This is a genomic window from Thalassolituus sp. ST750PaO-4 (assembly GCF_020320405.1).
In the GTDB taxonomy this organism is placed as follows: domain Bacteria; phylum Pseudomonadota; class Gammaproteobacteria; order Pseudomonadales; family Oceanobacteraceae; genus Venatoribacter; species Venatoribacter alkanivorans.
Genome location: NZ_JABVCB010000002.1, coordinates 17,475 through 40,963, shown reverse-complemented (window position 1 = coordinate 40,963; position 23,489 = coordinate 17,475). Strand labels below are relative to the sequence as shown.

Genomic DNA, 23,489 nt, shown 5'->3' with positions numbered 1-23,489 from the left:
TGCTAACAATGGGCTGAGCCCATCGGCAGCCGAAGAATTACTTAAGACCGTGTCCGGAATTAGTTGACCACTACAAAGTTCCCCGGATTGGGGCGCAGGGGCTTGCCCCGCAAAGGCTGTTCAAATGCAGTCAGCGCTGGCTGGTTGCTTAATTGAACGGCATTACCGCGCGAGCGGGGTTTTGTTTGCGTCCTTTAATCTGGATTCAGTTCATCTGCAGGGCCGCAATATCGGGGAAGCGTTCCTGCCAGCCGTCAATCAGATCATGCTGGTCGATATCCCACGGATGGAAGCCATCCTGGAAGAACAGACGCATCGACTTCAGGTTGTCACGCAGAATGCCTTTTTTACCCCAGAAGAATCTTGTCGCTTCAACCCACTCTCGCAGACTGGGGAAATGTCGGTCGGCTTTCAGCATCAGGAACTGGTAGTACGCCAGACGCGAGAACAGGCCGATAATCGAAATAAACATCACGCGTTTGCGCAGTTTTTCGTTATTCACTTTCAGACGGTAAATATCAAAGGCCACCGCCTTGTGTTCGATTTCTTCCACCGCGTGCCAGATCAGCATCTGGCGGATGGTCGGATCAACGTCATCAAGAATTTCCGGATTTTTCAGCAGAAACTCGGCCATAGATGCGGTGAAATGCTCCATCGCTACCGTGAGTGCCAGCTGACGGCCACGACCCAGCGTGCGCTTAAGCATGGCTACCCGTTTCTGTAGCCGGGCCGTAATTTCGTGCATCGGAAAGCCCATCTGGTCGATGGTATTGTTCAGCCCTTCATGAGAGTGGCCGTGGTGTGCTTCCTGACCGATAAAGCCGCGGATCTGCGCCAGCAATACCGGGTCTTTGATTTCGTTCTGATAGTTACGCACCGAGTGAATAAAGAAGCGCTCGCCATCCGGAAACAGTGCCGACAGCGCATAAAAAAACGTGCTGACCAGCGAGTTATCTTTAAAGGTGTACTTACGCATCGGAGCAGCAGTATCGAACGCCATGCGCCGTGGTTTGATTTCTACCGACTGTGATTTATTGTTGTGCTCAGTCATGGTGTTACTCCAGAGATAGAACAGGGTCTGCCGGCAACCTGAGCCTTATAACGCGACGGATCGAGGGAGGCTGCAGACAGGTTATTGCTGTAACCGGGTACAGCGTCGTTGTCATTTAACATTAGCCGGATAAAAGTGCCCGGATAACAGTGGCCAGATAAGACATCCTGACATGCTCAGCACTATGACATACTCGGGCAACTGTCCCCCGGTGATAAGCTTGCAGTCTCCAGTGCAAAAAGCGCAAACGCAGTCGCCGGAGCAGATCCCTGACGGATACGGCAATACCGGCACAAAAAAGCAAAAACAATAACCGCAGAAACAGGCATAACATCAGGCATGAAGACCATCGGCACCGGCGCCTACAGCATCTCCTCCGACTATCTGATTCTGCTGACCGAACTGGCGTTCGAGCGCGGCATATCGGCCGCCGACCTGTTGATTGATTCGGGCCTGCCGGAACAGATTCTGTTTCAGCCCGGCGTGCCCGTCGGCCATGAATCCTGCCTGAAGGTTATTGAACGCTTCTGCCGCCTGACCAATGACCTCGGTATCGCGCTGGAATACGGCAAGCGCATGACCCTGTCCAAGCACGGCGCTCTGGGCTACGCCGCGCAGTACAGTGCCACCATGGGCGATGCGGCATTAAAGGTGATGCGCTATGTTGAAACCCGCGCCCAGATTTTTGAAATCGCCCGCGCCAGCAGCGAACATCACCGCCACCTGACCATTACCCCGCGTTTTGATAATCCGGTTGCCGGCCCCTTTATTACCCTGGCCTTTCTCAGCAGCGTCGAAACCATCTGCCGCACTCTGGTCGGCAGCTATGGCCTGACGGCTGAAAGCTGCATCCGCATGGTCTGCCCGACCGATCTGGCCCGGCAAAGCACCCTGCCGCATTGCAGCGTAATCGGAGAACAGCGCGACAACAGCCTGACCTGGCCGGCCGATGCACTGGAACATCCGCTGCCCTTTTTTAACCCGGAGCTGGAAACCCTCGCCGAGCAGCAACTGCAGAACGCACTCACCAGCCTGACCCAGAGCGGCTCTGTCAGCGGCAAAGTACGGGAAATCCTCAACGACCGGCTGCAGGATATGCCTACCGTTGAGCATGTGGCCTCCATGCTCTGCATGTCGGCTGCCACCCTTAACCGCAAACTCAAAGCCGACAGCAGCAGTTTTCAGCAGTTGAAAGACGACGTGCGCTACCGCCACGCCCAGCGCCTGCTGAAGCAGGAGGACCTGGCGATCGACCTGATCGCCGAGCAACTGGGCTACAGCGACGCCAGTAACTTCGCCAAGGCCTTCAAAGCCTGGTCCGGCGTATCACCCTCGCAATACCGGCAAAGCGCCTGAATCCGGGCGGTTACAGCAACCGATAGCTAAAAAGAATTAAGACGCTTACACCTATAAACTCTTTTAACTGGTCACACTCCCGGCTTTTCCGTATCTAAGGCCCCTTTCGCTCCGCAACGGCAGATACTCTCTATGCGTAAATCTCATGGCCCGGCCAAAAATTCCGGCTCCACCTTCGGAAAAAGCAAACAACGCCCGGCCAAAAGCCAGAGTTCGCGCCCGCCGCAGAAACAACGCCAGAGCCGCGCCGCTTCAGGTTCAGCTAACGGCCGCCGCGGCAGCGGTGATGAAGCCCGTATTATCCAGCTCTGGTCACAATGGCAGTCACAGGCGGTAAAACCGCCGCTTGATCGCTGGCTGCGTGGCCAGCTGCGCGCACCGCGTCAGGCCGACAGCGCCGACAACAGCCGCGCCCTGAGCGAAGCCATGTTCAGCGCCCTGCGCTTTCAGCAACTGGCCTGCGCCCTGGAAGATATGCTGAATGAACGCAACGGCGTCAGCGCCAGCCATGCCGCAAAGCACGACTGGCAAAGCTGGGATGAACAATGGCAACCCGCCGCAGCCGATACCATGCACCCCAGTGCGTTCTGGTACTGGATTCAGCTGCGCAGCCTGCAGCCCTGGAATTTCGTGCGTATGGTGCGCCAGGACGAACAACGCGCCCACCTGTTTGCCAGCATTGAACATCAGGTAAAAGCCAAACCTTTATCCCCGCTTGCCCTGCTCTGGCACGGCGTGCGTCCGTCCTTTCTGCCACTGCTGCAACAGCGCACCAAACGCAGCCAGTGGTCAGACAGCGACCTGCAGCGTTTCCTGCAGATGCAGAATGGCTTCCCGCCGCTGTGGTTACGCATCAACGACCTGCGCCTGAACGAATTACCGGCCGACGCACGGGAGCTGAAAGCCCTGCAACTGCGCCTGCAGGAAGAAGGCGTCAGCGCCCAGCTGCGTGACGACCACCTCTGCGCCAGCGGTGGCCGCGGCGTGAACAGCAGCGAGCTGTACCGTAACGGCGTGATCGAAATTCAGGATCTGGCCAGCCAGCAGATTGCCGCCGCACTCGATGCCCGCCCCGGCGATAAAATCTGGGATGCCTGCGCCGGTGCCGGCGGCAAAACCCTCGCTCTGGCAGCGAAGATGAACAACAAAGGCGCCGTAGTCGCCACCGACCTGCATCAGCACAAACTGGATGAATTAAAACGCCGCGCCAGCCGCGCCGGTGCGCGTAATGTGCGGACTTTTTTGTGGGACGCCGCTGCACCACTGCGTCTGCCACAGGAAATTGCCCGTCAGCAGGGCTTCGACAAAGTTTTGGTCGACGCCCCCTGCAGCTCCGCCGGAACCTGGCGCCGCAACCCTGATGCGCGCTGGCGCTTTAACAGCGCCGACAGCAGCGAGCTGCAGCAGATTCAGCTGAATATACTGACCCAGGCCGCACCGGCCGTGCGCCCCGACGGCATGCTGGTGTACGCCACCTGCAGCTGGCAGGTAAGCGAAAACGAAGACATCGTCAGCGCCTTCCTGCAGGCCAACCCGGCCTTCAGCCTGCAAAGCCAGCAGATGCTCGGCGCACCAGAAGATGACTGCGACTGTATGTTTGTGGCGGTGATGAAGAAGGCAGGCAGCTGAGCGGTTTTATAGCCGGAGTGACGGGGGGTCACTCCGGCTGAAGCTTAATTGGTTACTGCGTTTCAGCCTGAAACGTCTTTCCGGGGCTCAGCCCCTGGCCCCCTGCAAGGAGAGGTATCTCCTTCCGATCCTTTCTTTTCGGCGCGTCCGGCTTCATCCAGCCAACTGCAATGATTATGCGGCACGCAAAACAATTCGCCCCGGAACGACGTTTTAAAATACCCATAATTTGTATCGTTCCGGGGCAGGGTTTTGCTCTGAAGGCCGCAGAATCATCTGGTTGTCTGGCGCCGCACGATCGCCGGTGACAGTAACCCGCTCAGCCGTATTTCAAAAAACTGACTTTGGAACATGAAATTTCAGTTCATAGCCGGATCTGAAAAGCAGTAGCGCAGTAATACGAAAGTCGGGAGTAGTCTTGTAAATAATTTCTTAGTTCCGCAAGATTGCCTTGTTAGCACTAGAACGGCACATCATTCTTAATGCCTTTCGGAACCTCAGGAACTTTTGGCTGAAGAACGTCTTCGTTCTGCAACAATACATCGACTCCCATTTCAGTGATTGAATAAGCATAAAAGTCGTAGCCATCCTGATGATCAGTTTCTACGGTTTTACTTAAATAGCCCATTCTCTCTAGCTTTATTAATGATAGCTGTAGAGCTGCTTCATTTGCACCACGAAAGCTATTGGCGATTCTATGAAATGGCAAACCTTCAGGATCAGCAGTATGACTTTGCAAGCATGCTGCAAGAAATTTATAGTCTTGCTCTTTGAGTACATAGGTAGCTGGGTTAGCGATTATCTTTTTGGACTCAGAAAGGCTTTCATGATTTATAAGACCTAACCGCTCAACCTCTGTTTTTATTAATGAGCAAGCACGATTTGTTGCTGATACCAAATCACCGTCTGACCTGCTTGCATCATAATCAGCAGGAGTAACACCTAACAAATCAGTTGGAAGATGCATCTCGATACTGCGAGGCTTTAATATAAATGAACGAGATTTACCAATTGCCCCAACAAATAAGCCCATTTCAAAGATTACATTGTCTCGGACCACATGCTCACTTCTGCTGCGGATCGTAGCTATATCATCTGGAGCAAATATAAAAAGAGCAAAATCTACAAACGATGACTTTTCGACAAGGTCGTCAATTGCTGATGATGAAAGTTTGAAAGTACCATTCTTCCATAAGGTCACTTCAAATTCATGATCCAGATTTACGTTCACAGCTTCAGCAACTGGCAAGCTCTCAACTGATGAAGCTATAAATAATCTTGGTTTTCTCAACTTAATGTCTCCATACTTTATTGAGTGCTAACGCCTCAAACACCGGCTTGATGAAGTTGGCGGCTTTTTTGGAACAAAAAAGATGACAGCTTTGCCAAGTCCGAGTGATTTGACTTGTTACGTGCTGGTTTAGCACTGCCATAAAAACTTTGCAGAACCATTACATGTACAGCGGAACGAATACGCCACCCCACCGCCTCCAAAGTTCATTTCAGTTTTCCAGTCTGGCCCTTGCTCCAATTGAGCTACAAATTCCATAGGCTTGTTACACACAGTGCAATTTGGTGTTTCATCACCTTGAATCCAAGAGGGTTCACCAGAAATTTGGTCTAATACCTCTCTAGGACTAATGCCATTCTTTTCTGCCCACTCACTTCTTGCTGCTTCATAGTCATTTCCATCAACCGAAACCACCTTCGCAGAGTGCTCTGTTTCTCGTAGAGTTTCACCCTCTGAAAGTTCCTGGACGAATTCGAGCTCGAAGGGTTTTATTACGACTACAGTATTGCCCCCGCCGTTAGCATCCCAGTCGTCGCACATTCCGGGATCGTTTTGGCACATAAATATTTGATGTAGTTCTTCGTCAATTCTGAGCTTCGCCAAAAACTGCATTGGAAGTTTACAGCAAGAGCACTTAGGCCAATGAAAATCTTCACCTATATTTTTGACTGGTTTACCACCAAAAGAGGTTTCACTCATTTCGGCTCGACCTGAACTGTTTATCAATAGTTTAATCATGGGAATAACTTCCGTTGTACACGTAACAGTATATTAGTGTGCATGCGCATTTATCCTGAGCGACACTTTCGGGAAAGCCTGCGTAATTCATTGACTCTTCTAAGAAATCTTTCATAACTTGAAAATCCCTTCCAGAAAAACGCGCACGCCTGTTAATTCCGGCTTTCTGTGCAGCTAACTTTATACCCAGCTTGCAAATCCCTCCTGTAACTCTGAGGGCAAGCTATTGATTCATTTGACGGTTAAGTTACTACCCTCCGGCAAAACGGGCAAGCACGAATGTAAAGTGTGCCTGTTTTCAAAAGAATTCAAAATATACTGTATATATATCAGTATTTTTTTACATTCAAAGTTACGCGATCACCCACAAGAAAGCCGCCACTCATTGCTGAGCAGCGGCTTTCTTTACAGAGCATTTGGTGGGCAGTGCCCACCCTACCCGCTGATTAAAAAACCGTTAAGCCGTGAAGCACTTTTCAGTAACCCGCCAACCGCTCCAGCCCCGCCACAGAACGGTTATAGCGATATACCCAGGCGCGTCTTGTCAGCGTCCGCTGACCATTCTCCGCCATAACCTGCACTTGGCAGCGCACGCGCTGATATTCATGCGGTTGCGGAAACGCCGGGCTGCATTCTTCATAGGCATCCAGTAGTGGCAGTAAAGTCTGTGACTGACGTAAGGCGTACAGGTCGCCATTGATCCAGTCACCGCGCGGATCACAGATCAGCCCCGGATAATGAGCCACACGATACAGACGGCCACGGATCTGTGCCGGCCCGCACCAGCGTGCCTGTTGCTGCAATGCGCGACGCAATTGCCGTAATGCCTGTTTATCGGCTGCGGCAGGCCACTTCGATTCATCCGCCAGCCAGTGCTGTTGCAGAGTACCGTAGACAAACAACCAGTCGTTCATGGCTGACTCTCAGAATTTTGCCCGCAGTGTAAAACGCCAAACCTAAAAAGAAAAATCGCGTCAAAGAAAATCGCGCAAAAGAAAGCAGCGAAAAATAACAACGAAGAGAAACAGAGGGATATTGATGCCAGACGGTGTGCAGCTGCAAACCGCCCGGATTAAGCACAGGAAAGGCAATTATGCATTCCTGTTTTTTATATGCTGCGATTTATGAGCGGCTATTTATGCACGCTCTTCATAAGCAATTATTCATGCGCAATCAGGGCATTTTCGGTACCCAGAATTTCCGCTTTAAAAGTTTCGCTGAACGGCTTGGCGCCAATCCAGATTCCCAGAAACGCATCAAATAAACGTTTGCTGGCAATCACACCGCGCACTTCATTTTTAACGATAATGCGGGTGCCAACGCCGGGAACATATTCGACGTGGGTTTCGTCACCGCTTTTCATGCTGACATCGAACATCTCAATGACTTCGTCAATCGGCGCACCTAATGCCTCGGCTTCTTCGTTGCTGAGGTTCAATGCATCGTACAGCGCCTTGGCAACACGACGCCCGCTGGCACGCGGCAGCAGCGTGTGGAATACCATGCGTTTGTAGCCCTCATCATTAATCACGGCCTGTTCAGAACGTCCCGGGTTCTGCATATACAGCAGGCCCACATACATATCGACCACGTAATAATATTTACGCACCGAGGCGCCATTCAGTGTCATCTGTGGAAACTCGCCGGTCGCTTCCAGCACATCGGGGAATTCGGTATCGGCAATGGTCCGTGCCTGAGTATGTACTGACAGCATTAATATCAGCACCGAAAAACAGGCCGCAACAGCAATGCGGGGTTGGAAATTAAAAAGGCGGGAAAAAGCGGCTGAGAATATTTTCATACGACACTCCTTATCATTATTAGCGCCCGATTATGTCCTGTAAGGAAAACCCACAGATCACAACAGGCAACACTGGCAACATCCTTTACCAGCATTTCAGCCCTGCACTCTAACCACTCCGGAGAACGACCGCAAGACTGCACTTGTAAGCCTTTAGCCTGACGGGTATTGGAAGGTTTCCCTTAAATTCTCCTTCTTATTCCTGATAAAAACCGCATTAACCACCAGAAATCCGCATTAGCGTGAGCCAAACAGACCCCCACTGTCATCCATTCTCTGCATTACCCATGCTACAACAGCGGGCAATTGCCTTAACCGGAGAATGAAATGACACTGCGACTGCAATACGGCCATAAGAAACTGCGCACTTTTTTACTGGTATCCACTGTTTCTGCACTGCTGGCGGCCTGTCAGAACAAGCCGATGACAACCACCAATGTGCAGCAAAATCAGCCATTCAACAAAGTACCACTGGCTGATACACAGCAACCCGTTGCTTTTATTGCCTTTGGTGACAGCGGTTACCATTACGATTATCCAAAACAGGCGAGCTTAAATAACCCGCAAACCCGCCAGCAATTTCTGATCAGTGAACGCGCTGCCTGGGAAAAGAAGGGTCTGCCACCCGCAGATTTTATTGCACCGCCAATGCATCGTCTCAGTGGCACAGATTATGTCGTCGAACGCACCGGACTGAATGCCGTGGCTAGCGCCATGACACAGTATTGTCAGAGCAATCGCTGTGATTTCTCGCTGATGCTCGGCGACAATATTTATCCGGCCGGTGGCGATGGCAGTGAGCGTGATGAGCAGCGTTTCCTCGATATTCTCGATCTGCCTTTCCGCCAACTGGTCAGCAGCCATGATGATTTCCGTATTTACGGCGTATTGGGCAATCATGACTGGCAAACCTCCCGCGCCGGTCGTGATGCACAGATTGCCTGGGCCAGCCGTGACGATAATAAAATGTTTTTACCACAACCCGGTTTTTATTCTTTTAATCGCGGTGATGCCGAGTTCTTTGTTATTGATACCAATTTATTGCTGGCCGGAACAACGGTTTTAAAAGACAAGCTCAACCCTGACGGCAGCGAAAAAAAGCATAACAGTCCGGAACACTATGATGACTGGCAGAAACCAAAGGGACAGGAAAAGCAGCAGCTAGACTGGCTGGAAAATGCCCTGAAGCAGTCTTCAGCACGCTGGAAAATTGTTGCCGGACATCATCCCCTCTGGTCATCCGGGGGCAGTAAATTTGAAGAGGCCCGCGCCCTGCGCCCGTTATTAATGCCTATGCTGTGCGAGTTTGCCGATCTTTATCTGGCCGGGCATGAGCATGATCTGGAAGCTCATCAGGATGACTGCCAGCAATATAACAGTGCAAACGGAAAAGAATTAAAACCACTGCCAATCATTGTTTCAGGTGCTGCGGCAAAACAGCGGCCAATTCATACGCCGTTTCAGGCATATCAGAAAAAAACCTATGCTGAATATCAGGAGCTGTGGTTGCAGGGCATGGTCTGGGGATTTACGCATATCACGCTTGGTGATGATATTCAGGTAAGGATGATCACCACCCCCAATGATGAAAGTGGTGCCACCACAGAACAGGTTATGCTGACCTTTCCACAACGCAGCCAGCAACATTAACGGTATTCAATCGGCCGGACTGCGTCTTAAAAACGCAGCTCGGCACCGATTAACGCGCTGGTTTTATCATCGTAATTATGAAGAAACAGATTGAGTGTGTCATAGCCAACATGCAGCTGGCTGGCAAAACCTTCGCTGCCACCGCCAACGGCAGCGCCCACGCGGTAACGGCTGAGCGACTGTACGGCAATGCTGCGGTATTCTCCGGATAACGTATCCAGTTTATCGGCCACTGAAATCAGATTCATATTCAGCGCCTGGCATTGTTTAACCTGATCCTGATACTGAGTACTCAGCTGGCTATAGCGGTCGCCCAGCTGCGTCTGATCCGCCACCAGTATGCGGTATTTTTCCAGCTGCTGGGTCAGATCAGCATTCTGCTGCTGCAATGCAGCAATATCGGCACTGGCTTTACGGCTGTCGTCCTGATTTTTCTGCAACAACTCAGTGTAATTAACACAGCCGGTAATGTTCTGAGTTTGCTGTACCTTGTCGGCAGGCAGCAGATAAACAACCTGACCATTGATGGTCTGCTGACTGAGATTTGCCGGTGTGATCAGCATTTCACAGGTAGTCTCTTCTGCCTGTACACTTTGCCCGGCAAAAACAGCGATAACACTGCTCAGTAAAGCCATCCTTGTTAAAACCAGCATATAGCCTCCGTCAGAGTTGTGAGGTTGCTTCCAGTTGTTTCAGTTTGGCCAGCGCATCCAGCACGCGCTGGTTTTCGTCCTGCAATGCATTGCGCTGCTCAGCGTGGTTGTTAACCTGACGGTTAATGTCTTCCTGCTGTTGCTGCAATGCCGCATCGCCACTGGCAAGATCCTGCTGGCGCTGCAATAACGCCTGACGTTGCTGCTCAAGTTCAGCCGATTGTTTTTCCAGCTCCTGATTACGCTGCTTCAGTTGCTCGCTGGCGTCTTTTAATCCGCTCAGCTGCTCCTGCAGGGCAGAACGTTCACTATCCAGTTTTTTTAATTTTTCCCGTGCTCGCGCCACCTGCCAAAGGTTCATCAACAGCAAAGCAGCGCCACCGGTAAAAACATACCAACGCACACTTTTCGGCAGCATCAGGCAAGCACCGAGCAATAATACAAAGCCAATTACTGTATCCAGATGTTCGGCGAGCCATAAACCAATATGCAGCTTGTCCATGTTCAGGCTCCTTTATCCGTGCGGTTTTTGCGGGATTTTTCCAGTGCTTCAATAATTTTATGCAGCGGACCACTGCCCAGACCAATAGCAATACCGGTCAGACATTCTCCCAGCCAGCCGGGGATATAACGGCTGGAAAAATAGCCGTCATAGGCGGCACCGCCGATCTGGCTGTTCAGCTGTTCGATTAAGGCAAATAAATTAATGCCCAACAGCAACGCCAGCAATATACCAATAATAATGGCCAGAATTTTACTGACGGCTTTAATAGTCAGCGAGCGCAGCGTCGCCGCCGATAAAGCTTCCACACCTTCCAGCCCCGGATAATCGGTGCGTAAGTAATCGTTGACCGCTTTGCTCACTTCCGCCTGAACACGTCCCGCCTGACGCAGACCATCCAGTTGTTCACTGAGACGTTGCGCGGTGCGGTTCCAGTAACTCTGATAGCCCAGCCGTACTTCAAAAAAATCGTACAGGGCTTTCAGAATTTCCAGCAGGCGCTCCAGTAATAAGGAGAAAAACAACGCACTGCAAAGCATAATTAATGCGGAATCAAAGCTGTCCATGCTGACCTCCTGCGCTGGTTGTGCTCAGGGCATAAATATAGGGTTTCTGGCGGAATGCCTGCAGCCCGGCCTGAGCTGTGGCGGATGTTTGCCAGGCGCTGCAATAGGCATCGGTACGGCTGAGTAATTCGGCAAAAGGAAACTGATTTCCCGGACACACGGTGTCAGCGCCTGCCAGTGCACGGTGCGGTACTACTGCCTGTGTCAGCACGCCGGACATCTGCGGATACAGATTCAGCCACAGGGCTATCACCCGGGCTCCGGCATCCAGCTGCGCAGCGGTCGGTTTCAGCGCGCCATAGCGGCCATCGCTGTTGGCAAAGCGGTCATGTTCCTGATTATGAAAATTGCCATGAAAGGCAATGCCCAGCGTGCGGTCATTGTGCCCCTTGGCATGATTACCCATACGGTCCCAGCGACAGAACGGGCGGATACTGCCATCGGGCATAATCACGCAGTGATAACCGGTAAGCCATTTTTTCTGCCCGATAAATTCATCCACAATGGCATTAAAACCCAACGCCGAATTCATCGCCGTGTGGTGTACAACAATCTGCTCCGGATCACCGCTGCGGCGGTGAACCTGTTCCAGACTCTGCGGATTAACGCCGCCGGCATAGTGAATATCCGGGCCGGCTAAAAGGCTGCCGCTACGATCATCGTTAGTCGCTGCGGCAACTTCCGGCGCCTGCGGTACAGGCTGGCAGTGTGCTTCTTCACCCGGATCAACCACCTGTTGCAGCGCCTGCTTCTCACTGTCGGTTAAGCGGCGGGTAGTTAAAAACAGCAGCAGCACATGCACCGGCTGACTGCCACCACCAATCAATAAACCCGACAACAGAGTGTCCAGCGATTGCAGCATAATTGCGTGCCAATTGCCCTGCCCCCACAGCGTTGGAATATCTGTTACGGTTTGTCCGGTAAACATCGCTAATAAATGCAGATCAAAAATACCGGCGAGAATAATGCCCAACCCCAAAGGGGCCAGGCGCATAAATAAATTAAGCGCAGCACTTTCTGTGGAGATAACAGGAATAGGAACAACGCTGATGGCCGTATGCTGTTCAAAAGAAGCGGTGTCGTTGTCTGTTCCGGCAGCGGAACTTTCAGCAGAGGCGGCAGCCGCTTTCAAGACCGCAACGTCGGGCGCATGGCCGGCCTGTAAATGCTGCTGGATGGCTGCGGCCTGTTGCTGCGCCGTTTTCAGCGCTGCCAGTCTGGCCGCTTCAGCATCACGTTCAAGAAAGAATTTGTTGGCGCGCTCTTTTACGTGTTTGAGAATTTCGGTAAACCGTTCGACCAGTAAGGCAGCACCGGCGGCTACCGTCAGGCCATTGATGAGCAATTCCAGAGGTACGGCTTGCATACATCCTCCCTGTGTATGAGATCGTTGCAGACAAGATACCCTTTTCGCGCCTGTTGACCAACCGCCACCATGCGAAGGGCATAAAAAAACCGCCGGCAGGTTACCCCGCAGGCGGTTTATATAGCAGACCGGAGCCTGCTCAGATGCAGAAAGAAGCCAGCGGCGGGAAGCCGTTGAATTCCACAGCACTGTATGTAGTGGTGTAAGCACCGGTTGAGAACCAGTACAGACGATCACCGGATGCCAGATTCAGTGGCAGCTCATATTTGTAGTCTTCGTACAGAATATCGGCGCTGTCACAGGTCGGACCAGCCAGAACCACTTCTTCGAGTTCGCCTTTTTTCTCCACAAACAGCGGATACTTGATGGACTCGTCCATGGTTTCGATCAGACCACCGAATTTACCCACATCGGTAAATACCCAGCGGTGCAGACCGTAACGGTCTTTACGGCTGACCAGCACCACTTCGCTGACCAGAATACCGGCGTTGGCGACCAGTGAGCGGCCTGGTTCCAGAATGATTTCCGGCAGTTCGTCACCGAAATCCTCATGCAGGAAACGGGTAATTTCTTCTGCATAGGTTTTCAGATCGTTGGTACGGCTGATGTAGTTGGCCGGGAAGCCACCACCCAGGTTAATCATTTTCAGTTCGATGCCGTCTTCTTCTTTCAGACGTTCGAAAATTACCTTCACTTTGGCAATCGCCGAGTCCCAGGCACCGATATCACGCTGCTGAGAACCTACGTGGAAAGAAATACCGTAAGGCACCAGACCCAGATCACGCGCCAGCAGGCACAGGTCCATCGCCATATCGGTCTGACAACCGAATTTACGCGACAGTGGCCAGTCGGCAGTTTGCGAACCTTCAGTCAGAATACGCACAAATACACGCGCACCCGGCGCCGCTTTGGCGATATTGCGCAGGTCGGCTTCTGAGTCGGTAGCAAACAGGTTCACACCCTTCTCATAGAAGTAGCGGATATCCCGGGCTTTCTTGATCGTGTTGCCATAGCTTACACGGTCACCTGTCACACCCTGTGCCAGAACTTTATCCAGCTCGTAGCGTGAAGCTACGTCAAAACAACAGCCACGGTCACGCAGAATGCCCAGCAGTTCAGGCATCGGGTTGGCTTTAATGGCGTAGTAAGTTTTCGCATAAGGAAAACTGCTGATCAGTTCATCAAGCTGACGCTCAAAAATACGTTTATCGACAACAAGACAAGGAGTTTCCTGTTTGTCGGCAAATTCTTTCAGGCGAGCAAAGCTCTCGGCATCGTAGTAGTCTTCAGGTTGAACAACCATTGGGCTCGCTACCTCCTTATCCGGGTAGTGATGTGAATGAAAAAAGTCGCGCAAAGATAGGCTTATCTGCGCGGTAGTACAGTGATTTTTCTTTGTCCTAACGATCACATTTTCAAATCGTAACACGTCTGGCGATCAGAATCTTTGCTCAAAGGGATGCAAATTCACAGCAATCCGCCAGCAATGCGCCTGAATCGTCCTGACAAAGCGCTACAGCCGCGTTAGCACTCCGGCAGAGTAAAACACCGGGTTTACACCAGCAACCTCTCTCAGCGCGTTATTCCGTCGCCCGAACAGTGAAATCAATTTTCAGCGCTTACATTCATAAGCCTGCTCCGCTAAGGTGTCGGGCTGTTTCACTCCTGCCTTTATATGACCAGTATGCTCAGACTCTTTGAACGTTTTGTGAATCCCTTTCCTCCGGAACACCCGCAGCAGCCACCTGCCGGAATTTTTGCTTTCTGCCGCCATTACACCCGTGGTCTGGAAGTACCGCTGGTGTTTATGTCGCTGCTGACGGCTCTGCTGGCGGTGCTGGAAGTCATGATGTTCGGCTTTATGGGCAATCTGGTTGACTGGCTGAGTCAGCGCACACCCGACACCCTGCTCGCTGAAGAAGGCGGCCGCCTGCTGCTGATGTCACTGATGGTCGTACTGGTGATGCCTTTAGTCGTCTTTTTCCACACCCTGCTGGTGCATCAGACGTTATTGGGTAATTACCCGATGAAAATCCGCTGGCTGACCCATCGCTACCTGTTAAAGCAAAGCCTCGGTTTTTATCAGGATGAATTTGCCGGCCGCCTCGCCACCAAGGTGATGCAAACCGCTCTGGCGGTGCGCGAAACCGTTATGAAGCTGATGGATCTGGCGGTTTATATTCTGGTGTATTTCACCTCGGTACTGGTCATGGTGGCACTGGCCGACTGGCGCCTGATGCTGCCAATGCTTGCCTGGCTGGCGCTGTACATTCTTGCCCAACTGTACTTTGTACCCAAGCTGAAACGCATCGCCACCGAACAGGCCGACGCCCGCTCCACCATGACCGGACGCGTTGTCGACAGCTACACCAATATTCAGACAGTAAAGCTGTTCTCACATACCGACCGTGAAACGGATTATGCACGCGACTCTATGGAAGGCTTTATGGATACCGTGTACCGCCAGATGCGTCTGGTTACGGGTCTGAATGTGACCGTTAACGTCATTAATTACCTGCTGGCTTTTACCATTGCCGCCATCGCCGTCTGGCTGTGGATGGATAGCGCCATCAGTATTGGCGCCATTGCCATTGCGATCTCGCTGGCGCTGCGCATCAACGGTATGGCGCAGTGGATTATGTGGGAAGTCAGCGCCCTGTTTGAAAATATCGGCACCGTTGCCGACGGCATGAAAACGCTGTCCAAAACCCCGCAGGTGCAGGATAGCGCTGACGCCAAAGCACTGAACGTAAATCAGGGCGAAATCCGCCTGGAGCAGGCTTCATTCCATTATCAGGGACATGAAGACAACCAGAATAAAGAGGTATTCGAGGCACTGAATATCCATATCAAAGCCGGCGAGAAAGTGGGATTGGTCGGACGCTCCGGTGCCGGCAAATCGACACTGGTTAATCTGCTGCTGCGTTTTTACGACCTGAATTCCGGCCGTATTCTGATCGATGGTCAGGATATTAAAGACGTAACTCAGGACTCACTGCGCAAACATATCGGCATGGTGACTCAGGATACCTCGCTGCTGCACCGCAGCGTACGTGACAATATTCTCTACGGACGCCCGGATGCCAGCGAAGCCGAACTGCTGGAAGCGTCGCGCAAGGCCGAAGCGCACGAATTTATTCAGGAACTGCACGATCCGGAAGGCAACACGGGCTACGACGCTCAGGTCGGTGAACGTGGGGTAAAACTGTCCGGTGGTCAGCGCCAGCGTATCGCCATTGCCCGGGTATTATTAAAAGACGCGCCCATTCTGATTCTGGACGAAGCCACCTCCGCGCTGGACTCGGAAGTCGAAGCCGCCATTCAGGAAAGTCTGTACCGGTTAATGGAAAATAAAACCGTGATAGCTATTGCTCACCGGTTATCGACCATTGCCGCGATGGATCGCCTGATCGTACTCGATCAGGGCCGTATTGCTGAGCAGGGCACGCATCAGGAACTGATTGCCAAAGGTGGAATTTACGCGCAATTGTGGGCGCACCAGACCGGCGGCTTTATCGGCGAAGATTAAATGATGAAGAGTAAGCCGGTCTTTGCGCCCACTCTGGGCTCATTTCAGATAAACCGGACCGGCGGCTTTATTGGCGAAGATTAAATGATGAAGAGTAAGCCGGCCTTTGCGCCCACTCTGGGCTCATTTCAGACAAACCGGAGCGGCGGCTTTATTGGCGAAGATTAAATGATGAAGAGTAAGCCGGTCTTTGCGCCCACTCTGGGCTCATTTCAGACAAACCGGACCGGCGGCTTTATCGGCGAAGAGTAAAAGCCGCATTAAGCCGGTCTTTACGCTCAGGTGGACACAATTCGGGTAAACCGGACCAGTAGTTTTATTGGCAGAAAGTAAGACAAAACATAAGCACCGCGGCATTCATACCATGGCCGTTTATGACCCCTTGCTTTATTATTAACACAATTGTAACTTAATCTTTATTCCCGTAATCCCTTATTCGCTCCGCAGCTCTGCTGCGGGGCGTTTTTTTCATGCGGGCCTTACCTACAAACAGGTCAGTTTTATGAGCAGCAAGCCGAACATTATTATTTCCAGTCTTGATCTGGAGCGCCTGGAACGTTTATTGGATTCCCTGCCCGGCAAAGCCTTCCCGGGAATGAATGAGCTGGAAGAAGAGCTGGAACGGGCTCAGATTGTCGCGCCGCGCGATGTTCCGGCAACTGTTGTTACCATGAATTCTACTGTGCGTTTTCAGGTAAAAAATACGCAGGAGGAATTCTGTCTGACGCTGGTGTATCCAAAAGACATGGACACCACGGGCGGTACAATTTCTATTCTGGCGCCGGTCGGCAGTGCCCTGCTTGGTCTGTCGGTTGGCGATGAAATTGAGTGGCCAGGTCCCAGCGGCAAGCCGATGCAGGTCTCTATCGGAGAGATTCTGTATCAACCGGAAAGTGCCGGGGAATTCCACCGCTGATTTTCCTCGCGGGGTGCCTGTAGTTAATGGCGCCCTGCGTCTGTGAACCACGTCTCTTTTCAGATAAATAATGCCGATAAAATGCGTCGATAATCCACGGTGTCTGGCATCTTTATCCAGACTCCTCGCACCTAAGCATTAATATATTTGTTATTTTCATGTCAGCGCTGTATGGCAGCTGCGTTTCAGTCGCTATAATGCCGCCCTGAATTCATACAGGGAGGCAGCATGCCAATGAAAGTATTATCCGTACTCAGCCGGCCGGTGAAAGAAAAACTGGCACATGCGGACCACAGGGATCTGACCAGCTCTGGTTTCTGGATCGGCCATTTATTAATGATTGCAGCCACCATTGCCGGTGTGTATCTGGCCGCCCAGGCCGGTTTGCAGCAAGCCATCCTGTTTGATGATATTACCAGTAAAGAGACCAACTATTACCTGCGTCAGTCACTGTATGACGAAGTCAACACGAACGTAAAAATTCTGCGTAAATACAACGAAGAATATTTCGCCCGTGGCATTTCGGTACAGGAACTGAAGCAGAACAATCCGAAAATCGGCCGTTATGTCTGGGAGACTATGAAGTACTCTCCTAACACACTGGAAACTCCGAGCTATTTCCTGACCGAAATTCAGAACTTCTACCGCACCGTGGATGATCTGATTGAGAAGCGTGAAAAGTTCACTTATGGCCCGTCATACGCAACCAAGCTGCTGACAGAGCAACTCGACAATATGGAAAAGAACGTATTACCAAAACTGGCCGAAAACGGTAACAGGCTGGCGGCTGAGCTGCTGGTATACAACGTTGATGTCCATGAAGATAAGGAAGTAGCCGGTGAGTAATAAATATTGTCCGCGCTGCAGTAATTCCCTGCTGACGCCAATGGCCTATGAGGGCGAAGAACTGGATGTCTGCCGCAAATGCGGCGGCATGTGGTTTGAAAAGAACGAGCTGAATTCTCTGCTGTCCGCCTTCGATAATGGTGACGATGCCGTTCAGTTTGAAGAACAGCTGGGCAAGCGTCTGGGACAAACCGATGCCGACTGTCCGCAGTGCAACGCTAAACTGTACAACTACCATCTGCTCGAATCTTTTCAGGTGGAGGTCGATATCTGTCATAAGTGTGACGGCACCTGGATTGACCACGACGAACTGGAAGAAGTTAAACACTCGCCACGCCTGCGTGATGTATTAAACAACATCAACCAGAAAACCAGCTGGAAAACCTGGCTGTTCCAGTTTCTGTCGCAAATGCCGGTGGAATATAACGTTAAACCGCATCGCACTCCGGTGGTGACCTGGGCGCTGATTATTATCAACTGCCTGATTTATTTTACTTATGCCACCAGCGATGAAATGACCAATCAGGTTTTTGAGCTGTTTGCCAGCACACCATCCGATTTTGCCCATGGCGAACATCTGTGGACGCCATTAACGGCAACCTTCCTGCACGGCAGCCTGATGCACCTGCTCGGCAATATGTACTTCCTCTGGCTGACCGGTGATAACCTCGAAGATGCTCTTGGCCGCTGGCGTTTCCTTGGTCTGTATCTGATTTGTGGTCTGGGTGCCAGTGCCTTCAGTATCGGCATGAACTGGAACAGCACCATTCCAAGCGTAGGGGCCAGCGGTGCAATTGCCGGTCTGTTTGGTATGTATATGATCTGGTTCCGCCATGCCAGCCTGACCTTTATGATTGTTGTCTGGCAGAAAAAACTGTCAGCAGCCTGGTACTTCCTGATCTGGTTAGGCATTAACCTGTTTGGTATGGCCGTTGGCGGCGGTGGTATCGATTACTGGGCACACATCGGTGGTTTTATTATCGGCGTCGTTATTGCGCTGCTGCTGAAAAACTTCGTGATGGAGCGCAATCCGGTCATTGCTATGCTGGCTAAGCCGCACGCTCAGCTACTGCGCTGAATAGTATCCGGCATAAAAAAACGGGCGCTTACAGCGCCCGTTTTTTCGTCCGGAACTTTTATTATTTAAAAGAGGTACGATCTTTAAAGGGTTTTGGCTCTTTATCTTTACCGGCCAGACCATTGGCCATGGCAATACGCTGGTTTTTACGGCCCAGCAAACGTGCCTGCACCCAACGCTCCCAGCGCAGTGCTTTCCAAGTATCGGCTTTCCAGGATTTTTTGAATAAATATTTGGTGGCGGCAATGGCATCCGGCGATTTACTGGCAATCACTTCTGCCAGTGCCTGAGCATCAGCCAGCGGATCGGCCGACAGCTTGCTGAGCAGACCATATTCATAACCTTCCTGCGCACTGAACTGACGGCCGGTCATGGTCAGTTCCTGGGCGATATCCACGCGGGTTAAACGTGACAACGTCACCATACCGCTCATATCAGGAATCAGGCCCCACTTCATTTCCATAATGGATAAATTGGCATCCGGCGTGGCGATACGGTAATCGCAGGCCAGCGCAATCTGCATACCGCCACCGAAGCAGTTACCGTGAATCGCACAGATAACCGGCACCGGCAGGTCACGCCAGCAATGGGCAATCTGCTGGGCGATATTCTGTTTGGTCCAGGGCCATTTTAAAAAGACTTTAGGCACCATCATCGGATCTTTGCTCAGCGCTTTAAAATCCAGACCGGCACAGAAAGAGTCGCCCTTGGCAGCGAGAATCACGGCGCGCACACTGCGGTTTTTACGCAGTTTTTTCGCACAGGCGATCATCTCTTTAAACATCGGCATATCCAGCCCGTTGAGTTTTTCCGGGCGGTTCATATACACGTAAGCAATATGATCTTTGATTTCACAGAGAATACGGTCGGTGCTGCTCATAAGGTTGTCCATAGTATTCGGGGGTATCCGGCTGGTTTGGCCTGTAGTTCAGGCTCAGCCTCGTATGATTCTGCAGGCGATGATTTCACAGATTACGGCCGTCAGCCATGATCAATCTGAACAGATCAGAAACCCAAAAGCGCAGCGCTCAGCAAATAAGGCACAACTGGCTGCTAAAAACCCGGCTCAGACAGCCGGGTTAAAACAACAAGGCTCAGCGCCGCAGCAACAGCGACTCATCGATGGCAATAAAGCGGTCAGCGGCTTTAATCAGCGCCTGGGCGGTTAACGCCTCAACACCAAAAGCCCAGGCCTGGGCACCGCTGCGTTTAACCCGCTCCAGTGCCAGATCAAAGTCGCCATCACCGGAGGCCAGCACCACGATATCGGCTTCAGGCGCGGCATCCAGTAAATCAATGGTGATGCCCACATCCCAATCGCCTTTGGCCGAGCCATCGCGGCGCTGAATAAAGGGCTTAAGCCGTACCTCAAAACCGATGTTGTGCAGAATGCGCTGAAAATTCATCTGCGCCGCATCACCACGGTCGATGGCATAGGCCGCCGCGCGCACTACTTCGCGCCCGGCGGTCAGCTGATCCCAGAAGGCCTGATAATTAAAATGGCAGCCGAAGGTCTGGCGCGTGGTGTAATAAATATTCTGCACATCGACAAACAGGGCAATGCGTTCTGTCATAAATCCGCCGGAAAATTAACCATAAAAAGGGCTGCCAAGGCCTGTGAACACGAATCTGGCTACCAGCCCTGAGTATTGTCCTTCACCAGCTGCGCCATCATACCGATATGATCGGCACGGTCATTCAGACAGGGAATATAGTGATACTCGCGGCCGCCGTTATGCAGGAAGGTTTCGCGGTTTTCCACATCCAGTTCTTCCAGGGTTTCCAGACAGTCGGCAGCAAAGGCTGGGCTGATCACATCCACCCGGCCAACACCGGCTTTACCCCAGTCGGTGAGGGTAAAATCGGTATAAGGCTTCACCCACTCTTCACGGCCAAAGCGTGACTGAAACGAGCACAGCCATTGCTCTTCACTTAACCCAAGCTCGGCTGCCAGCGCCGCAGCGGTTGCCCGGCACTGTGACGGATACGGATCACCACGGTCTTCATAACGCTGCGGAATACCATGAAACGACATCAGCAAACGGTCGCCCTGACCGTGCTCTGCCCAGTATTCGCGCACCGAATCAGCCAGCGCTTTGATATACGCCGGGTGCTGATGGTATTCGTTGACCCAGCGGGTTTCCGGCAGATGCGGACAAGGCTTCAGCGCCTTAGCCAGACGATCAAACACCGCCGCTGTGGTGCTGGAAGAAAACTGCGGATACAGCGGCAACACCAGCATTTTATCGACACCGGCGGCGCGCAATTCACGTCCGGCCTGCTCCATCGACGGCTGGCCGTAAGTCATCGCCAGTACCACCGGAATATCGCACCCATACTGTGCCTTTAAGGCCTCTTTAAGAGCCTGCTGCTGGGCACGGGAAATGGTCATCAGCGGTGAACCATGCTCGCCCCAGACCGAGGCATAGGCCTTCGCTACCCGACCCGGACGGATACGCAGAATCACGCCATGCAGAATCAGCCACCACAGCGGCCGTGGCACATCGACCACGCGCTTATCCCAGAGAAATTCAGCCAGATATTCGCGCACGGCCTTCGGTGTCGGCGCTTCGGGAGTACCAAGGTTGGCGAGCAGCACGCCAAAAGGCGGGCGTTGAGGCAAATTCACGGGCGTAATCTCCTGCCTTGTATAAGTTTTGCCTAAGTTTATCGGAACCGTGGCAGAGGGTCATCCGTGATTATCTGATCTGGCTGATGAAAGCCTATAAGGCAAGCCGGTATTGGGTGAAATTCAGGTCTGTATACAGGGGGAATAACTCTGTCATGATGCCAGTGTCTGCCGATTGCGCGCAGCAACCCCATGATGGAGTACAGCGATGAAATTTCTGCAGTTAAAAATACCGCCACTGCTGCTGGCTGGCCTTACCGCCTTGCTGATGTTATTACCGGTGATGTTGCGTACCGGCCATATCAGCGGCTGGCATGGCCTGCGCTCTCCGCTATTGGTTATCACGCTGGCCCTGTTTTTCGCCGGCGCCGTCTTCTGCCTGGCCGGAGTTGCCAGCTTCCGCCGCGCCCGCACCACCGTTAATCCGATGCGCCCGCAACAGGCCAGCACACTGGTGCAGACCGGGGTTTATCGCCTGAGCCGTAACCCCATGTATACAGGCTTCGTACTGCTGCTTGGCGCGCTGGCGATGGTGCTGGGTAATTACCTGAGCGCGCTGTGCATTCCGCTGTTTATGTCTTATATGAATCACTTTCAGATTGAGGCCGAAGAAAAAGCCCTGAGTGAATTATTCGGCGACGAATACCGCGCTTACTGTCAGCGGGTAAGACGCTGGCTGTAAGGCCGTATTCAGAACACCATCAGCGGAGCGGCATTTACACCCCCAGTGTCAGGCGGCGCGTAAAACACCGCGGCTTCGGGCCCGGTGTAATCTTCATCACGCAAAGAAATACGTAATAACAGGCGGTCATCAAACAGCAGTTCCAGATCATCCTCGCTGAGGCTGACCGAGGTAACGCGACAGCCAATCAAAGCCTGCAAACTCAGGGCGACGCCACTGTCGCACAACAAACGCAGCGGATTAAAAACCGCCAGATGGCCACGATCAAACTGCAGATTAAGGCCTGCAATATCCAGATAACCTGCACGCTCTGTGGCCTGCAATATTTTGTCAGCCGGACTGGCCTGTTGTAAGCAGGCGCCCTTCAACAGGGCCTGCGCTGCTGCTGCATCCATCCTGTATCTCCTCAGCCGCTGAGTGGCTTCTGATATTTTCCGTCGGCTCTGGCCATCAGAGCTGACGGCGCCTGGCAGCCAACAATTGCCGGCGCCTGCTGAATCAGACTGTCATCTTCCACAGCATGCACCATAAACAGCGCAAAGTCGGTACGCCGGGTCAGATTACTGGCCAGAACGGCATCGCCCACATGCCCGCTCCAGCGCGGCAGACCTTCCGCCTCGCCCTCTTCCAGATCGCTGCCACGCACCACTGTCCAGCGTCTTTTACTGTTAAACACCCGGCGGCAGGCCTCTTCCTGATCACTCAGATCCGCCAGCCGTAACCAGCGTGCCAGCCGCCCGAACAGCGCGACGAATAAACGCAGCTGCCAGGAATAACGGTCTTTACCGTCGCGCGAAATATGCCAGCCGCAGGAAAACACCAGGCGTGCCTCTGCCGGAGCAAAATCCAGCACCGCCTGCGCCGTGTTGGTGGCGTAGCCCTGCACGCCCCAGGGCACCAGCACCGTCAGCACCGCATCACAATCGGCGACCGCCGCACGGATAACCTCGCGCTCATCCGTACGACCGGGAAAAATACGGATCTGTCCGGCAAAGCGGCTGAGCTTAGCGACACTTTGCGGGCGGCAAACGCCCACCACTTCATAACCCCGTGCCAGCGCGTGTTCGGTCATATACTGGCCAAGTTTGCCCGAGATACCAACGATGCAGATTTTCTTCATAGCCTGAGCCCTCATTTCAGTTTGCCCAGCTTATCCATACGCAAAACGTATAGAAATCCGCTAAAGTTGCATCATTCATATACATA

23 protein-coding genes are annotated in these 23,489 nt (G+C 52.4%); 8 read left to right on the top strand and 15 right to left on the bottom strand.

Features of this window, described 5'->3' with window-relative positions:
- Positions 1 to 205: 205 nt before the first annotated feature.
- Positions 206 to 1,051 carry a metal-dependent hydrolase gene (locus tag HUF18_RS02295; protein ID WP_225691003.1) on the bottom strand — a complete coding sequence of 282 codons (846 nt, stop codon included), beginning with the start codon at positions 1,049 to 1,051 and terminating at the stop codon, positions 206 to 208.
- A gap of 339 nt (positions 1,052 to 1,390) precedes the next feature.
- Here HUF18_RS02295 and HUF18_RS02290 point away from each other — a divergent pair, with 339 nt between their 5' ends.
- Together HUF18_RS02290 and HUF18_RS02285 are read left to right on the top strand one after the other, a co-directional pair.
- Entirely contained in the window at positions 1,391 to 2,407 is a 1,017-nt protein-coding gene (locus HUF18_RS02290; protein WP_225691002.1) for a helix-turn-helix domain-containing protein, read from the top strand.
- A 132-nt stretch (positions 2,408 to 2,539) separates the two neighbouring features.
- Positions 2,540 to 4,036, top strand: a complete 1,497-nt coding sequence (locus HUF18_RS02285) for an RsmB/NOP family class I SAM-dependent RNA methyltransferase (protein ID WP_225691001.1) — start codon at positions 2,540 to 2,542, stop codon at positions 4,034 to 4,036.
- Between the two features lie 460 nt (positions 4,037 to 4,496).
- Here the strand turns inward: HUF18_RS02285 and HUF18_RS02280 are convergent, their stop codons facing one another.
- The 4 genes from HUF18_RS02280 to HUF18_RS02265 all read right to left on the bottom strand — a co-directional run bounded on the left by HUF18_RS02280 (position 4,497) and on the right by HUF18_RS02265 (position 7,866).
- Positions 4,497 to 5,327, bottom strand: coding sequence for a nucleotide-binding protein (locus HUF18_RS02280; RefSeq protein ID WP_225691000.1), 831 nt, complete (start codon positions 5,325 to 5,327; stop codon positions 4,497 to 4,499).
- 129 nt (positions 5,328 to 5,456) lie between these two features.
- Positions 5,457 to 6,065, bottom strand: a complete 609-nt coding sequence (locus HUF18_RS02275; RefSeq protein WP_225690999.1) for a hypothetical protein — start codon at positions 6,063 to 6,065, stop codon at positions 5,457 to 5,459.
- 476 nt (positions 6,066 to 6,541) lie between these two features.
- Positions 6,542 to 6,979, bottom strand: coding sequence for a gamma-glutamylcyclotransferase family protein (locus HUF18_RS02270; protein ID WP_225690998.1), 438 nt, complete (start codon positions 6,977 to 6,979; stop codon positions 6,542 to 6,544).
- A gap of 245 nt (positions 6,980 to 7,224) precedes the next feature.
- Positions 7,225 to 7,866: a chalcone isomerase family protein gene (locus HUF18_RS02265; protein ID WP_225690997.1), complete on the bottom strand. Its 642-nt coding sequence runs from the start codon at positions 7,864 to 7,866 to the stop codon at positions 7,225 to 7,227.
- Between the two features lie 327 nt (positions 7,867 to 8,193).
- Between HUF18_RS02265 and HUF18_RS02260 the strand changes: the two genes are divergently transcribed.
- Positions 8,194 to 9,516, top strand: a complete 1,323-nt coding sequence (locus tag HUF18_RS02260) for a metallophosphoesterase (protein ID WP_225690996.1) — start codon at positions 8,194 to 8,196, stop codon at positions 9,514 to 9,516.
- Positions 9,517 to 9,542: 26 nt separating this feature from the next.
- Here the strand turns inward: HUF18_RS02260 and HUF18_RS02255 are convergent, their stop codons facing one another.
- From HUF18_RS02255 to HUF18_RS02235, 5 genes are all read right to left on the bottom strand, one after another.
- A complete protein-coding gene (locus HUF18_RS02255; protein ID WP_225690995.1) occupies positions 9,543 to 10,169 on the bottom strand; it encodes a hypothetical protein in 627 nt (208 codons plus the stop codon).
- 10 nt (positions 10,170 to 10,179) lie between these two features.
- On the bottom strand, positions 10,180 to 10,671 hold the full coding sequence (locus HUF18_RS02250) for a hypothetical protein (RefSeq protein ID WP_145469113.1): 492 nt from the start codon (positions 10,669 to 10,671) through the stop codon (positions 10,180 to 10,182).
- Between the two features lie 2 nt (positions 10,672 to 10,673).
- Positions 10,674 to 11,237, bottom strand: coding sequence for a hypothetical protein (locus tag HUF18_RS02245; protein ID WP_225690994.1), 564 nt, complete (start codon positions 11,235 to 11,237; stop codon positions 10,674 to 10,676).
- Positions 11,224 to 12,603, bottom strand: a complete 1,380-nt coding sequence (locus tag HUF18_RS02240; RefSeq protein WP_225690993.1) for a peptidoglycan recognition protein family protein — start codon at positions 12,601 to 12,603, stop codon at positions 11,224 to 11,226. Before HUF18_RS02240 ends, HUF18_RS02245 begins: the two co-directional genes overlap by 14 nt.
- A gap of 139 nt (positions 12,604 to 12,742) precedes the next feature.
- Entirely contained in the window at positions 12,743 to 13,906 is a 1,164-nt protein-coding gene (locus HUF18_RS02235; RefSeq protein WP_145469110.1) for a type III PLP-dependent enzyme, read from the bottom strand.
- 381 nt (positions 13,907 to 14,287) lie between these two features.
- On the opposite strand from HUF18_RS02235, the gene HUF18_RS02230 reads away from it, so the two are divergent.
- The 4 genes from HUF18_RS02230 to HUF18_RS02215 all read left to right on the top strand — a co-directional run bounded on the left by HUF18_RS02230 (position 14,288) and on the right by HUF18_RS02215 (position 18,972).
- The gene (locus HUF18_RS02230; RefSeq protein ID WP_225691005.1) at positions 14,288 to 16,132 is read left to right on the top strand and encodes an ABC transporter ATP-binding protein; all 1,845 of its coding nucleotides are present in this window, start codon (positions 14,288 to 14,290) and stop codon (positions 16,130 to 16,132) included.
- A gap of 502 nt (positions 16,133 to 16,634) precedes the next feature.
- Positions 16,635 to 17,048 carry a nucleoside diphosphate kinase regulator gene (gene rnk, locus HUF18_RS02225; protein WP_145469109.1) on the top strand — a complete coding sequence of 138 codons (414 nt, stop codon included), beginning with the start codon at positions 16,635 to 16,637 and terminating at the stop codon, positions 17,046 to 17,048.
- A gap of 228 nt (positions 17,049 to 17,276) precedes the next feature.
- Positions 17,277 to 17,894, top strand: coding sequence for a hypothetical protein (locus tag HUF18_RS02220; RefSeq protein ID WP_145469108.1), 618 nt, complete (start codon positions 17,277 to 17,279; stop codon positions 17,892 to 17,894).
- A complete protein-coding gene (locus HUF18_RS02215; RefSeq protein WP_222428566.1) occupies positions 17,887 to 18,972 on the top strand; it encodes a rhomboid family intramembrane serine protease in 1,086 nt (361 codons plus the stop codon). The genes HUF18_RS02220 and HUF18_RS02215 overlap by 8 nt, the downstream gene beginning before the upstream one ends.
- Before the next feature lie 61 nt (positions 18,973 to 19,033).
- On the opposite strand, the gene HUF18_RS02210 is transcribed toward HUF18_RS02215, so the two are convergent.
- The 3 genes from HUF18_RS02210 to hemH all read right to left on the bottom strand — a co-directional run bounded on the left by HUF18_RS02210 (position 19,034) and on the right by hemH (position 21,601).
- Entirely contained in the window at positions 19,034 to 19,852 is an 819-nt protein-coding gene (locus tag HUF18_RS02210; RefSeq protein ID WP_225690992.1) for a crotonase/enoyl-CoA hydratase family protein, read from the bottom strand.
- A gap of 214 nt (positions 19,853 to 20,066) precedes the next feature.
- On the bottom strand, positions 20,067 to 20,546 hold the full coding sequence (locus HUF18_RS02205) for a LabA-like NYN domain-containing protein (RefSeq protein ID WP_225690991.1): 480 nt from the start codon (positions 20,544 to 20,546) through the stop codon (positions 20,067 to 20,069).
- Between the two features lie 59 nt (positions 20,547 to 20,605).
- Complete coding sequence (gene hemH, locus HUF18_RS02200; protein WP_225690990.1) at positions 20,606 to 21,601, bottom strand: ferrochelatase; 996 nt, start codon at positions 21,599 to 21,601, stop codon at positions 20,606 to 20,608.
- A 208-nt stretch (positions 21,602 to 21,809) separates the two neighbouring features.
- Between hemH and HUF18_RS02195 the strand changes: the two genes are divergently transcribed.
- A complete protein-coding gene (locus HUF18_RS02195; RefSeq protein ID WP_225690989.1) occupies positions 21,810 to 22,283 on the top strand; it encodes a methyltransferase family protein in 474 nt (157 codons plus the stop codon).
- An 8-nt stretch (positions 22,284 to 22,291) separates the two neighbouring features.
- Here the strand turns inward: HUF18_RS02195 and HUF18_RS02190 are convergent, their stop codons facing one another.
- Both HUF18_RS02190 and HUF18_RS02185 read right to left on the bottom strand, forming a co-directional pair.
- Positions 22,292 to 22,678, bottom strand: a complete 387-nt coding sequence (locus tag HUF18_RS02190; protein WP_225690988.1) for a hypothetical protein — start codon at positions 22,676 to 22,678, stop codon at positions 22,292 to 22,294.
- Positions 22,679 to 22,689: 11 nt separating this feature from the next.
- Entirely contained in the window at positions 22,690 to 23,403 is a 714-nt protein-coding gene (locus tag HUF18_RS02185; RefSeq protein WP_225690987.1) for an NAD(P)-dependent oxidoreductase, read from the bottom strand.
- Positions 23,404 to 23,489 lie beyond the last annotated feature (86 nt).